At 43.1% G+C, this 15,385-nt stretch carries 6 protein-coding genes; 2 read left to right on the top strand and 4 right to left on the bottom strand.

Annotation, left to right across the window (positions count from 1 at the left end; translation table 11 throughout):
• The first annotated feature begins 33 nt into the window (after positions 1-33).
• Complete coding sequence (locus EL84_RS24465) at positions 34-9,855, top strand: non-ribosomal peptide synthetase (RefSeq protein WP_053061599.1); 9,822 nt, start codon at positions 34-36, stop codon at positions 9,853-9,855.
• A gap of 383 nt (positions 9,856-10,238) precedes the next feature.
• On the top strand, positions 10,239-10,421 hold the full coding sequence (locus EL84_RS24460; RefSeq protein ID WP_036613510.1) for a YjfB family protein: 183 nt from the start codon (positions 10,239-10,241) through the stop codon (positions 10,419-10,421).
• A 131-nt stretch (positions 10,422-10,552) separates the two neighbouring features.
• Here EL84_RS24460 and EL84_RS24455 read toward each other — a convergent pair whose 3' ends face one another.
• The 4 genes from EL84_RS24455 to EL84_RS24440 all read right to left on the bottom strand — a co-directional run bounded on the left by EL84_RS24455 (position 10,553) and on the right by EL84_RS24440 (position 15,222).
• On the bottom strand, positions 10,553-11,290 hold the full coding sequence (locus EL84_RS24455; protein ID WP_047843443.1) for an HAD family hydrolase: 738 nt from the start codon (positions 11,288-11,290) through the stop codon (positions 10,553-10,555).
• Between the two features lie 71 nt (positions 11,291-11,361).
• A complete protein-coding gene (locus tag EL84_RS24450) occupies positions 11,362-12,411 on the bottom strand; it encodes a zinc-dependent alcohol dehydrogenase (RefSeq protein ID WP_047843442.1) in 1,050 nt (349 codons plus the stop codon).
• A 267-nt stretch (positions 12,412-12,678) separates the two neighbouring features.
• A complete protein-coding gene (locus EL84_RS24445) occupies positions 12,679-13,917 on the bottom strand; it encodes an aspartate aminotransferase family protein (RefSeq protein ID WP_047843441.1) in 1,239 nt (412 codons plus the stop codon).
• 90 nt (positions 13,918-14,007) lie between these two features.
• Entirely contained in the window at positions 14,008-15,222 is a 1,215-nt protein-coding gene (locus EL84_RS24440; RefSeq protein WP_047843440.1) for an MFS transporter, read from the bottom strand.
• Positions 15,223-15,385 lie beyond the last annotated feature (163 nt).

Raw genomic sequence — 15,385 nt, 5'->3', positions numbered from 1 at the left:
TAACTAAAAATATAAATGTGATCGGGGTGCCGTATGTCTATTTTCAAGAAACAGGAATCGTATTGGGCAAGCCGATTTGAAGATGATGATCATCTTGTTCATTTGCCTTATTGCAAGACAACCTCCAAACACCCAGACGATACGCAGCACCAGAATGATATATATAAGTCTTTGTCAGCCGATGTTTCATATAAAATCAAGTCCATGTCGCGAAATGCTCCTATGGCGATATATACGATCTTATTAACGGGAGTTCAGTGTCTGTTATATAAATACACGAATGAAACCAAGATGATTATTGGTATACCAACGATGGAAGAAAAGAACACTGATCTATCGCTCTCGAATAAGGTTCTTGTCTTAAAAAATAATATCAATCAAGCGATGTCATTCAAATCCTTATTTAATCAAGTGAAGATCAGTTTAACCGAAGCCATTCAGCATCAACGAATCCCTTTCAGAAAAATGGTTGAACGTTTAAATGTTCAGTATGATTCGAACCATGTACCTCTAATTCATACCTTGGTTTCGTTAAATGAAATTCATCCTGCCCTTGATGAAAATAACGTAAAAGCGGCGACGATGTTCCACTTTGATCTGGAGAACGACTCCATTCAGTTAAGATTAGTTTATGATGATGATCGTTATGATCGCGATTATATGGTTCAGATTGTAGAGCATCTTGACCAATTGTTTTCCGTAGTTCTAAACCAGCCTGATCTGGAGTTAAGTCAAGTTGATATGTTATCAGAGTTTCATCGAAACAAGCTGTTATATGACTTTAACGATACAAGGGTGGGGTATCCACAGAACAAAACGATGCATCAATTATTTGAAGAACAGGTGGAACGAACACCGGACCATCCGGCAGTCGTATTTGAGAATAGACAGTTAACGTACAGAGAGTTAAATCAAAAATCCAACCAATTGGCCCGATTGCTTCAAGCTAAGGGGGTGCAGGCGGGTCAGTTCGTTGGCATTATGGCAGAGCGCTCACTTGAGATGATCATAGGTTTATTCGGTATTCTAAAAGCTGGCGGGGCATATGTCCCAATCGATCCGGAATATCCGGCAGACCGTATTCATTACATCCTTGAGGATTCAAAAGTGGCTTGGTTGCTGCATCAAAGTCATATACAGGAACCTGAACATTTTGCAGGGACATGTGTCATTCTGGATTCTGAAATAAATCATTATGATGATCATTTAAATTTGGAAGATGGAGCGATCTCCAGTGATTTGGCATACATGATCTACACGTCTGGAACAACAGGTCATCCCAAAGGCGTAATGATTGAACATGCCAGCATTGTGAATTCCCTGCAATGGAAATCGGATTTTTATCATTTTACCGGAGATGATCGGGTAATAATGCTGAATCCTTTCGTTTTTGATTCATTTATTACTCATTTCTTTGGTCCGATGATATCTGGCTCGACAGTGTATTTGTTAAACCAGCAACAGTGTAAAGATGCTATAGCCATTAATAAGATGGTCAAAAAACAGCAAATCACGCATATCCAAAGTCCACCCAGTTTCTTGATGACCCTATTGGAACAAGTAAGCGCGGAAGATTGGACATCCATGAAAAATGTGGTGGCTGCGGGAGAGAAGATTGTTCCTGCCTTAATACACAAATTGCAGCGCATCAATCCACTCATCGAAGTGTGTAATGAATACGGTCCGACTGAAAATAGTGTTGTATCCACAGTTCTGTCGATCAAGTCGGCAGATCAAAATATCTCAATCGGGAAGCCTATTGCGAACAATAGAGTCTACATTTTAGGAGAACGGAATGAATTGCAGCCTATTGGAGTTCAGGGAGAATTATGTGTAGCCGGAGCAGGGCTATCCAGAGGTTACTTGAACCGTCCAGATCTGACTGCGGAGAAATTCGTGGATGATCCATTTGTTTCGGGAGCGAAAATGTACAAGACGGGTGACTTCGCAAGATGGCTGCCCGATGGGAACATAGAGTATATAGGAAGGGTGGATCATCAAGAGAAAATTCGTGGACACCGGATTGAACTTGGTGAAGTGGAGACGGCTCTTCTAAATAGTACCCAGATAAAAGAGGCCATCGTCATAGCCAGAGAAGATGAAACGGGAACCAAACAATTATGTGCGTACCTGGTAGGAGAGGATGCAATCACGATCGGGGAACTGCGGGAGGCGCTGTCCCAGCAACTGCCAAACTACATGATTCCGTCCTATTTTGTACAGCTGGATCAGATGCCGCTCACGTCTAACGGGAAAATCGATCGCAAAGCTTTGCCTGCTCCCCAAGAACATATGTTGAAGGGCATGGAGTACGAAGCACCCCGAACGATGGTGGAACAACAACTTGTATCGATCTGGGAAGAGGTACTTGGGGTAGAGAACATTGGGATTTTGGATAATTTCTTCGAGCTTGGAGGAGATTCGATTAAATCCATTCAAGTTTCTTCGAGGTTATATCAAGCAGGTTACCAGGTGCAGATGGATCATTTGTTTAAAAATCCAACCATAGCAAGCTTGATTCCCTATGTTCAACCCATAAGTACCCTGTCAGAACAGGGAATCATCACTGGAAAAGTGATGCTGACTCCAATCCAGCATTGGTTTTTTGAGCAATACAAGGTAGATGCCCATCATTATAATCAGTCCGTGATGTTGTATCGGAAAGAAGGTTTTCATGAAGTCACACTTCGCCGTGTATTCGATAAATTGAGTGAGCATCATGATGCACTTCGTACGGTATATCGTCTTACAGAACAGGGTTATGAAGCGTGGAATGAAGGGTTGGCAAGGGAATCCTTATATACACTTGAAGTGATGGACTTCAAGTCATTAGCAGATCCATCTCAACAAATTGAGAAGAAAGCAAACGAAATGCAAAGCACGTTCACTTTGGAACGTGGACCCTTGATGAAGCTGGGCGTATTTCAATGTGCAGACGGAGATCATTTACTCATCGTTATTCATCACCTCGTCATCGACGGGGTTTCATGGCGAATTTTGATTGAAGATCTATCGAGAGGATATGAACAATTAAGTGAGGGAGAATCGATTCAACTACCGCAAAAAACGGCTTCATTCCAATTATGGGCAGAACAGCTTCAGTTGTATGCGAACAGTGATGCGATAACGCAAGAGCTAGCCTATTGGAATGAAATTGAACAAGCAACCTATAAACCGTTACCTACAGATTTCGAAGCGGATCATGCACTGGAAAAAGACAGTGAAGAGATCACGATAGAATGGTCAGCGGCAGAAACGGAACAATTATTAAAACAAGCGAATCGTGCGTATAAAACGGAGATTAGCGATTTGCTGCTCCATGCATTAGGCATGTCTATTCACCAATGGACGGGCATGGATAAAGTGCTGGTCAATCTGGAGGGACATGGAAGAGAACAAATTTTACCGGATCTCGATATTACACGAACGATCGGATGGTTTACGAGCCAGTATCCGGTTGTACTTGATATGGAAGCAAGTTCAAATATGTCTCTTTTCATCAAAACAAACAAAGAAATGATTCGTCAAATCCCTAAAAAAGGGATTGGTTATGGTATTTTACGATATTTAAGTGCACATCAACAAGAAACGCCCTTTACCTTGAATCCTGAAATTAGTTTTAACTATTTGGGTCAATTTGATCAGGATCTTCAGAATAGCGGGATGCAGATCTCTCCCTATCCAGGCGGAGCAACAGCAAGCGACAATCACAGAAGAAATGTTCTTATCGATATGAATGCCTTAATTGTGGAAGGCAAATTGACGTTGTCCCTTCGGTATAGTCGCACCCAATATCAAAAAGAAACGATGGAGCGAGTGGTAACATATTTTAGAGATCATCTGCAAGAAATCGTGATGCATTGTGTGACAAAAGAGAAGCCGGAATGTACACCAAGTGATCTAACGTTAAAAGGAATTACCATTGAAGAATTAGAAGGATTTGTTCAAGAATCGGAACACATTGGTGAAATCGAAGATATATATGCTTTGTCACCGATGCAAAATGGAATGTTCTTTCATCATTTGCTTCATTCAAAATCGGAAGCGTATTTCCTTCAAACTACGCTGGATCTTCATGGTCCGTTAGACGTGGAAGCATTTACGAAGAGTCTGGATCAGTTGATGCAGCGTAATTCGATTCTCAGAACAAATTTTCATAGCAAATGGAAGAATGGACCCCTGCAAGTGGTATACCGTCATAAACGGAATGGGCTAATATACGAAGATTTGCGTGAGATGAATGAAAAAGATCGTGAAGCATACGTGGCAGAATATACAAGAGCAGATAAAATAAAAGGTTTCGACCTGTCTCAGGATGTGTTAATGCGTATTTCGATCTTGCAAACGCATGACCAAACCTATCGTTTCATTTGGAATTATCATCATATTTTGATGGATGGCTGGTGCCTGTCTCTTGTAATCCAGGAGTTGTTTGATGGATACTTTGCTATTCAGGAACAACGAAAACTGGAGGCAAAGAGTACGATTCCATACAAACACTATATTGAATGGCTGGACAACCAAGATCATGAAGAATCCCTGAAATACTGGCGTGACTATTTGCAAGGTTATGATGAGCAGACCACTTTGCCAAAAGAACATTCAATTACGAAGAGTGATGAATATCATTCAGAGCATATGATTTGTACAATAAGTCAGGAATTAACCGGACAAATCGCACATGTGGCCAGTCAGAATCAGGTAACTCTGAATACGTTCATGCAGACAGCCTGGGGAATATTGCTACAGATATATAATGGCAGTGAGGATGTTGTATTCGGAAGCGTGGTGTCGGGCAGACCTGCGGCGATTGTTGGAGTGGAGCGAATCATTGGTTTATTCATCAATACCATTCCTGTACGCATTCAGACTCAAGGTAACGAGACATTTGCAGCGATTATGAAGCGGAATCAGGAACAAGCTGTCGCTTCGCATCCACATGACACGTATCCGTTATACGAGATTCAAGCAGAAACATCGCAAAAGCAAAATTTGATTGATCATATCCTGATATTCGAGAATTATCCTGTACAGGGCATTATGGAACAGTTTGGGGATCAGGAAGAGACAGCTCTTCGGATTACGAATGTAGAAGCAGATGAACAAACGAACTATGACTTTAATCTGATTATTAAACCAGGCCAATCCATGAAATGTATGTTCTATTACAATGCTAACGTCTATGATCGGGCAAGCGTAGAACGCATTCAAGGTCACTTGATTCAGATGTTGGAGCAAGTGGTCAACAATCCGAATATTGCGATCCATGACATTGACTTGACGACAACACAGGAAAAAACACAAATTTTGGAACATTTTAATGATTCTATGGCTGAATACCCAATGGACAAGACGATTCATGGACTGTTTGAGGAACAAGTGGCAAGAACTCCTGAACACGTTGCGGTTGTATTTGAGGATCAACATTTGACCTATCAAGCGCTGAACGAGAAAGCCAACCAATTGGCAAGAACGTTGAAGGCTAAAGGCATTCAAAATGATCAGTTAGTCGGGATCATCGCTGATCGTTCGCTAGACATGGTTGTAGGAATCCTTGCGATTTTGAAAGCGGGTGGCGCATACGTGCCGATTGATCCTGAATATCCGGAGGATCGTATAAACTACATGCTTGAGGATTCGGGCGTACATGTATTATTAATGCAAAGTCATTTGCAAGAACGCATCTCTTTTGCAGGAGAGGTCGTTTGCCTGGATCAACCTGAGTCCTATCATGAAGATCATTCCAATTTGGGAATGACTGCTGCACCAACAGGCCTGGCATATGTAATTTATACCTCAGGAACGACAGGTAAACCAAAAGGGACATGTATTGAACATAAAAATGTGGTGCGATTGTTGTTCAACAGTAAAAATTTGTTTGATTTTAATGCATCAGATACATGGACATTATTCCATTCCTTTTGTTTTGATTTTTCGGTATGGGAAATGTACGGAGCATTGCTCTATGGCGGAAAACTGGTTATCGTACCTCAAATGACGGCAAAAAGTCCGGAACAATTTCTACAATTGTTAAAAAACGAGCAAGTGACGATATTGAATCAAACGCCAACGTATTTCTATCATCTTCTTCAGGAAGAACTGGCAGGTCATGCAACAAATCTGAAATTAAGAAAAGTGATTTTTGGAGGAGAAGCCCTCAATCCCGTGTTATTAAAGGATTGGAAGCTGAAATATCCATTTATCCAGTTAATTAATATGTATGGGATAACCGAAACAACGGTTCATGTAACGTATAAGGAAATAACCGACATTGAAATACATGCTGGAAAGAGCAATATTGGAAAACCAATCCCGACGTTGCAGACCTATATTTTGGATAAACACCAGCGCATTCAACCGATCGGTGTTCAGGGAGAATTAGTTGTAGCAGGTGAGGGCCTTGCCAGAGGTTATCTGAACCGGCCTGATTTAACCGCAGAGAAATTTGTTGATCATCCCTGGATTACAAAAGGGAAAATGTATCGCACAGGAGATGCCGCAAGATGGCTGTCGGATGGAAATATTGAATATCTGGGACGAATCGATCATCAAGTGAAAATTCGCGGTTACCGAATTGAGCTTGGCGAAGTGGAAACTGCGCTCTTGCAAATAGACTCCATTCAGGAAGCAGTCGTTATTGCCCGTGAGCATAAGGATGGTTCGAAGCAGTTGTGTGCGTACTGGAAAGGCGACAGCTCACTGACAGCGAAGAAAATCAGAATGGCATTATCTCATGAAATTCCGGATTATATGATCCCGTCTTATTTTGTTCAATTAGAGCATATACCGTTAACTTCCAATGGGAAGGTTGACCGAAAGGCATTGCCATCTCCACAAGAACGTATGCAAAAAGGCACCGAGTATATGGCGCCGCAAAACGCTGTAGAACAAGCGATCGTCGCTGCCTGGGAAGCTGTGCTTGGTGTTCAAAAGGTTAGTACATCAGATCATTTCTTTGAACTCGGGGGCGATTCGATTAAATGTATTCAAGTTTCCTCACGACTGCTCCAAGCAGGGTATAAAGTGGAAATGAAGCATTTCTTCACCTATCCGACAGTAGCGGAGTTGAGTGAACACGTTACATCCGTGAGCACTATTTCTGACCAAGGGGAAGTTACGGGACAAGTGATGCTGACACCTGTTCAGCGCTGGTTCTTTGATCAAAATATGGTGGACGCACATCATTACAATCAGGAAATGATGTTCTTTCGTGAAAAAGGGTTTGATGTCCGCTTCATTCACAGCATCATGGATAAGATCGTTAAACAGCATGATGCTCTACGTACCCTTTATCGACAAGCGCCTGAAGGCGGATATGAAGCGTGGAACCGAGGGGCAGACGAAGATGGATTATACAGCCTTGAAATCGTTGACCTCAAAACAGAAGCAGATCCTGCATCGTTCATTGAAAATAAAGCAAAAGAAATTCAGAGTGGTATGGATCTGTCTCACGGACCTTTGATCAAACTTGGGTTGTTCCAATGTGCTGAAGGGGATCACCTGCTTATTGCCATTCATCATTTGTTGGTAGACGGGGTTTCATGGCGTATTTTATATGAAGATATTCAGACAGGGCAAGACCAGTTCCTGAGAGGCCAAGAAATCCGACTTCCTCAAAAAACGACCTCGTTTAAACAATGGGCAGAACAATTGTCGACGTTTGCAGACAGCCCGGCGATGAAGCAAGAGAATCCATACTGGAGTCGTGTGGAGCGGGCACAGCTAAGCTCGCTGCCTAAAGATAGGGATTGTGATGAGACGATTGGCAAAGATAGTGAAACGATCACCATTCATTGGACAGCAGCGGAAACCGAGCAATTATTAAAGCAAACACATCATGCGTACCATACGGAAATTAATGATATATTGCTAACGGCATTGGGAATGGCTGTTCATGATTGGACAGGCATGGGAGAAATCCTCGTAAATCTGGAAGGGCATGGTAGAGAAGACATCCTGCCAGAGCTGGACATTACGCGTACAGTGGGATGGTTTACGAGTATGTACCCCGTTATGATTACGATGGAGTCCGGGGCTGACTTATCAAGGAAGATTAAGACCGTCAAGGAAGGACTGCGCCAGATCCCAACCAAGGGCATTGGTTACGGGATTTCGAGGTATTTGTCACATGGAAATGAAGGATTCAAGTTAGAGAAAAATCCCGAAATTAGTTTCAACTATATGGGACAGGTGAATCAGGATTCGGGCCAAGATGGCATTAAATTCTCGCCTTATTCCAGCGGACCATCCGTAAGTGAAAACAACAAGAGACCTTTTGTGCTTAATATCAATGGCATTGTTACAGAGGGGCGGTTGTCGTTGTCCATTAACTATAGTTCAAAACAATATCGCCGGGAAACGATGGAGCAACTGGCTTGTCTCTATAAGGAAGGTCTTAATAGAGTCGTTGAACATTGTGTAAGGAAGGAACAAACCGAGCTTACGCCAAGTGATATTTCATGCAAGTCATTAACCATTGATCAATTGGATCAAATCGTGGAACACACTGGGCACATCGGTCGAATCGAAAATGTGTACCCACTTACACCATTACAGAAGGAAATGTTGTACGAAAGTGAACGGAATCCAATTTCGGGCGCTTACTTTGTACAAATCATGTTTGATATGCGTGGAGATTTGGATGTTGCCTCTTTTGCGCAAAGTTTGGATCAATTAATGCAAAGGCATGCGATATTAAGAACTAATTTTTACAGTGATTTCGTGGATATCCCTCTTCAAATCGTGTATCAAGAGAAGAAATTTGAATTTAACTATGAAGTTGTAGCTGGCACAAGTGAGCTGCAACGTAAAACGTATGTTGACGAGTATATCGAGCAGGACAAGGCAAGAGGATTTGACTTACAACGAGATTCGCTAATCCGTATGTCTGTTTTGAGAATAGAGCCTGAGGAATACCGCGTCATATGGAGTTTTCACCATATTTTGATGGACGGCTGGTGTATGTCTCTTGTAAGCAAAGAGATATTTGAAAATTATTTTGCGATTCGGGAAAATAGAAAGCCTCAAGTGACTCTATTAACCCCATATAGTCAATTCATCGAATGGCTGGAACAGCAAGATCATCAAGGTGCAATAACGTATTGGACTCATTACCTGAAGGGTTATGAAGGACAAACGAAATTGCCTGGAGAAAAAATCAAACCGAAACATGAAAGACAGGATTCCAGAACGTTAAACTGTTATTTGGATGATGTACTAATCGAGCAAATGAAACAGATTGCGGAACAGCAGCATGTAACGCTCCATACATTAGTGCAGACGGTCTGGGGTGTATTGTTGCAACAATACAATGAGAGCAACGATGTTGTATTCGGAAGTGTTGTATCGGGCAGACCGCCTGTCATTCCTGGGATCGAAAGCATGATTGGATTATTTATTAATGCAATTCCTGTTCGGATCCAGGCTCAGGCCGATGAGTCATTTATATCTCTAATGAAAAGGAATCAGGCACAAGCTGTGGAGTCACATGCATATGATACGTATTCGTTATATGATATTCAAAATCTGACCAAGCAAAAACAATCTCTGATTAATCATGTTGTTGTGTATCAGAACTTCCCGGTAGAGAACCGAATGGAGAGTCTGGGTCAGAAAGGCGAAATACCGCTTGAGATTATGAATGTTGGGGGTACAGAACACAATAGTTTTGATTTTACCTTGATCGTCAAGCCTTATGAAAATATGAAGATCATATTGATGTACAATGCCAATGTGTATGACCCATCTACCGTTGAACAGATTCAAAAACACTTTATTTCCATGATTCAACAGGTGGTAAGTAACCCGGAAGTTAAAATAAACAAACTTGCGTTGAGTACGTCGAACAGTTATTAGACGTGAATAGCAATCTTTAACGAACCTCAGTAACGTTATTTCATCATATCAGGGTGTCAGAACCTAAAAAACGACCCAATCTACGAAATAATGTCTCAGTGATTCGTTACACCACAGACCTGTGCAAATCAGAGCGAATAGCGTGTGCCAGGTTCATTAGAATAAAATAACTTTAATAAGGGATGCCTCAGTCATGCTCATGACTGAGGCATCCCCTTTTTATGCTCCGTTAATGATGATAGCTGGAAAATTACTGTAGATGGAGAAATAAAGCTTCTTACGTGGTCGGATCAACATTTTGATCGACCTTTTAACATTTCTTCCCTTCTGACCGATATATAATAAGTACATCATGTAATCAGAAAGTGAAAGGAGTGCAGAACATGGATATTGCAGCATTATCAATGGCGATGAGCCAAGCTTCAGTGGTGCAGTCGGCAAGCTTGCAAGTGATGTCGATTACAAAAGACATGGCACAGCAGCAAGGCCAGCAGATGGCGGAAATGTTGAAGTCAATGCCTGCTCCTCATCCCAATCTGGGTAGAAGTCTCGATCTTTCGGTTTAGTTGAAATTACAGCATGTGTCCACATGTAACACCCATTGCAGCAAGCAAAACCCAAACAGCTCCAATTCGAATGAATTGAAGCCGTTTGGGTTGTTTCTTTTCTGAATACTCATTCCTAAATTACGATCGTCTCAGCGAAGCTTTGACAAGCTTGGCAATCTGCCTTCAAAGGGCAGTGTGTCCTTCAATGTCCATAACTCATCGTAACTGGAAATCTGAAGGTCGGCTTTGGATAAGTCCTGATTGCCTGATCCCGGATTACGATATCCGATGCAGCGCATGCCTGCACTTTTGGCGGCCTGAACACCATTGCGCGAGTCCTCGATCACTAGACAATTCGAAGGAGATGCACCAATCATCTCAGAGGTGGTCAGGAAAATATCTGGTGCCGGCTTGCCGTTTGTAACTTCCTCACCTGTCATTCGCACCTCAAAGTATTGTCCAAGTCCGGTTTTGTCCATGATCAAATCAATCAGTGCACGTGGAGAGGAAGAAGCTACGGCTATGGGTACGTGTTGCTCATGTAGCCAGCGTAACCAGCGTTCCACGGAAGGCATTGCCGTCAAATTGGGATGGGCGAGCATCGTTTGCATCACATTATGCTGATGATAAGCAAATATTTCTTCCAGCGTAGCTGTCAGCTGATGTTTGTCCAATACTTGCTGCCACATGGATTCCAGCGTAACTCCTACATAGTTATGATGTTCTTCATCAGTCACCCTTGCTCCAAAATGGGTAAAAGAGCTGCGCTCAATCTCGAAATAAATCGGTTCGCTGTCAATTAGTACACCATCCATGTCAAAAATGACCGCTTGAATGATGTCATCATTGGGGGCTCCCAGTCCGTTAGATTCTTTGTTTACTGCCATGTTGTATTCCTCCTCCAGGATTGTGTATACATATATCTCTAATGTAGTCCTTTCATGGTTAACGTTCCACTTTAGAAACTGGAACCGCTGGATTGCAGCACAACTTTAATGGCATGTGAAGAGGCTTGAAGTGTGCGTCCCTGAATATCGCAGCCAAGTGTGCGGAATGCTTCTTCGTAATCCTCCAACGGGAAGGAGTGGGTGATGATTTTTTTTGCCGGAATAATCCCTTGTTCAATCATATAATGTGCGGTTGCAAATGTTCCCAGAGAATCGATGGAACCAATAATTTTCAGACTGCGGTCCACAACTTCCTTGGGATTGAAGGATGTGTTTCCATCTCTCAGACCAACCAGCATCAGGTAACCGCCGCTGGCGAGCTGGGATAGCACTTGTGTGCCCACAACGCCAGTTGTATCCACAATCATATCGACCTGATGGGTTGCGGGTGACAGTGATTCTATTGCATTTTCGAAGGATGAATGAACTTCCCAACGATCAGGTGCAATGGAACCTGCAATGGCTAAGCGTTCTTCGGAGATGTCAACCAGACAGCCGGTAACCCCTTTGGAAGCGAGCGCATAGCTGTACAGAATGCCAATCGGGCCTGCACCGAGGATGATTGTTCTGAAATTCGGCAGTAGATGAATCTGATTAATCCCCGTCAGCATACAGCTGAGCGGTTCCGTCAAAGTCGCTTCCTCATAGCTCACATGGTCCTTCAATTTGTACAAAAAACGATCCTCGGTCACATAATAATCTGTAAATGTCCCGTCAGCACTCACACCTGTCTCGGTAACAGACTTGTGTGTGCAATGATTTTGTCTGCCTGTTCTGCACATGTCACATTGTCCGCAATAGTAGGTAGGATCGATCACAACACGGTCGCCCGGTTGTAATGTCGTTACCGCAGAGCCAACAGCAATGACTTCCCCGGCAGACTCATGACCGAGAATGACAGAAGGAACCGCATGATATTTGCCGCTGACAATACCGAGATCGGTACCGCATACACCTGTCGCCCGAATACGAACCAACACCTGATAATCTCTTGTAATTTCAGGGACAGGCCTTTCCTCAAGAGCCACATCCCAAGCCGATTTGTATACCAATGCAAGCATGATATAACCTCCTTATAATTATATAAAATATAAATATAGCGATTCATCTTAAACAGTTTTTGACAAGATACGAAAGTAGTGAAGGGGACGAAATCGATTCTGGAGAAGCGAAGCGTTCGCCTCAAAGCTTTCTGAAAGAAAGCTACTTCGGGAGCATACGCTATCCACGGATTTTTCCCTTGAGAAAGGGAATCAAAAAAACAGAGATAACAGCGATCGAAAGGTTGTTCTGTTTGTGTAGTGTTCGAGTGTAATATGAATTCCTCACTAATTAACGCTGGCAAGCACCGAATCCAGCCGCTCTACAATCTCAACCAGTTCGTCTTCGGTTGTGGTAAGGGAAGGCCGAACCTTAACAACGTTACCGAAGCCATATCTTGAACTTCTCAAGATCAGATGCTCATCTGTAAAAGCACGGTCAACAATGGCATTGGTTTTGAGCGTATCCGGTTCATTACCGTCACCTACAATCTCCAACCCCCACATTAACCCGACACCACGAGCTTCACCGATACTTGGGTATTTCATAGCCAATTCTTGCAGCAATTCACCCAAAATTTCACCTTTGCGTTTCACCGCATTCAGAAACCCGGGTTCGGATACCACTTCCAAGGTGGATTTGGCAGCGGTTACGGAGATCAGATTGCTTCCTGAGGTGAAGGAGTGTTCGTGCTTTTCGAGCACATTCAGCCGGGATTGCATTAACACCGCAGCAACAGGTACGCCGATCCCGCCAAGACCTTTTGCAAGGGTAATCATATCAGGCTGGATATCAAACAGTTCGCTGGCAAACATGGTTCCGGTACGACCGATGCCTGTCTGCACTTCGTCAGCAATGAGAATAATATTGTACTCATCACACAGTTTACGCAGACGTTTGAAATATCCGGGAGGAGGGATGATATTGCCGCCATTTCCGAGAATAGGTTCGATAATCATGCAGGCGACTGAGCCAGAACTTGCATATTCTATCGCATCTGATATAGCTTCAACGCATTGATATCCGCAGTCTCCATTTGAGGATTTGAATGGGCAGCGATAACAGTATGGGGCAGGTACATGGACAGCGTTAGCCACAGCCGAATTGGGGAACCGTTTCCGCCGGAAGGCATTTCCCGAAATCCCGGTGGCAAATTGGGTCTGCCCATGATGGGATAGATACAGGCTGATGATGTCTGTTGATTCGGTATACTTCTGTGCAATTTTGGTTGCACATTCGTTGGCAGTTGAACCAGTGATATCCCGCATCCATCCGGCATTAATGTCGTTTGGAGCATATTCGATTAAGTGATCAAGTACTTCATTTACGTACGGTTCAGTGAAGGAGGAAGACATATGCGTCAGATTGCCGACTTGTTCCTGAATTTTGCTGACTACATGTGGGTGATTATAGCCCAGTGACAGATTGAATGTTCCCGACACGCCGTCCAGGTATTCAACACCTGAATCGTCAATCAACTTAATCCCTTTTCCGGCTATGAAGCGGTTGTTGGTTAAAGTTTGCATACGATTTCCTCCAATATAATGGTGTACTAGCTCGAACGAAGCTCAACAATCCCGGATGATACGGGCATCACCTCCCTTAAGAAACGATGTTTACATTTTCTTGCTATGTTGTGCGAGAGCAGTACGTACTGCATTATTTTTATTTTTTACAGTCCATAGATGAGAGACCATCAATGTGAGCAGCAGGATCAGACAGAATCCGGCCAAAATCCAGATTGTATTCACGACAGGCCCTGTACTCATACTCCATCCAGTCACATACTGCAAGATGGCACCCCCAATACCCCCCGATGCGATCAGGATACTGGTTGTCCGCTCGGTCATACCGGGAATCAAAACATTAGCATAGACCAGTGCGATACAGAACAGCCCTGACATGAATAGACCGGTTCCGAAGATGAGTACATACGTTGCCCACTGTCCAGTTACAAATACCATAGCGGATGTGAACAAAAACGTACCGACTGTACTCCAGATCAGGAAAGGCATATAGTTGACGGCTTCCGCTATTTTCCCGGAGAAAAGACGACCGATGATCATCGCAATCCATAGGATGGAGACACTCAGCGATGCGACGGATTCCTGAAGCTGCAATCGTTCTACGAGAATGGAAGGCAGGAAGTTCATCAATCCCAATTCCAATCCCATGTAGATGAAAAAGAAGATGACGAAGATCGTCAGCAGACCCAGATGTTTTCTCGAATATTGGGCTTTACCTGCTGCATGTGCCACTGTATTCTCGCCAGCCTGTTCCAGATACAGTGCGGCTGGCCGGGGCATAGTGATCCACAGCAGCATAAGAACCAGTGACAACACGGCCACCGTATAAAAAGTAAGATGCCACAGATCCATCCAGATGAATAAAGCAGCGACAGCCGGGATGAGAAGTGCTCCAAGAGCAAAGAAGACATCCAGCTTGGACATGGCGACCGCCTTTTGATTCTCAGTGAATTCGATCGTGAATGCACCTACAGAGGGTTCGATGATACCTGAACCGAAACCTACGATAATTGTGAGAAGAAGAACTACAGACCAGGATGGCAGAAAACCGAGTACTATATAGGCGGCTACAATACAGATCAGAGCTAGGGTCAGCATCGCTTTTCTTCCGATACGGGCTGTCAGGGCAGGAGCTGCGATGACACCGACAAGAAATCCAAGAAACTGCAGAAATAACAAAAATCCGCCATCACTGTAACCGCGCTCATAATGTGACAATAAAACAGGAAGAAGTGCACCGAGGACAACGCTGGTTATGCCGATTAACAGATAAAAACCGCAGCTTAGAGCGAATATTCTTTTCAAAAGCCCGCCTCCTAGATGGATATAAATTTTATATTATGTAATTAATGTTTATTTCATATATAACTTATACCATAATTGTCCAAATGTACATGCTTTTTGTTGTAAAATAATGTTAAATTTTGATGAAAAGAAATATTTCTCGTGCTAAGTTTTTTCTAAAACG

This window comes from Paenibacillus sp. VT-400 (genome assembly GCF_001029205.1).
Classification (GTDB): Bacteria; Bacillota; Bacilli; order Paenibacillales; family Paenibacillaceae; genus Paenibacillus; species Paenibacillus amylolyticus.
Note: the sequence above shows the minus strand (reverse complement) of the source record. Positions and strands in the feature narration are given on the sequence as shown.